Raw genomic sequence first — 278 nt, forward strand, 5'->3', positions numbered from 1 at the left:
GTTCTGAAGCAGTTAGGATTCAGTTCTGACCTCTACGCTATGCAGAGCGAAATGTGGTTCTACAGCAACACGATGGCGGACAACATTGCTTATCGTGAGCAGATTGGTGCGGAGCCACGTAATCGTGGCAAGCCGGTAGATGATATGTTGCTGGTAGACGAAATGCAGCAATCGCTAGGGCGCAACCCGGATGGTAAGCATCTGATCATTCTGCATACCAAAGGTTCGCATTTTAACTACACCCAGCGTTATCCGCGTAGCTTCGCGCAGTGGAAGCC

1 protein-coding gene is annotated in these 278 nt (G+C 50.7%); it reads left to right on the forward strand.

The window, feature by feature from the left end; translation table 11 throughout:
• Positions 1-51: 51 nt before the first annotated feature.
• The coding region (locus AC0IZJ_RS28440; RefSeq protein ID WP_471855610.1) for a sulfatase-like hydrolase/transferase at positions 52-278 on the forward strand (227 nt) is incomplete at its 3' end.

The sequence above is a fragment of the Roseateles sp. AC306 genome (assembly GCF_979253795.1).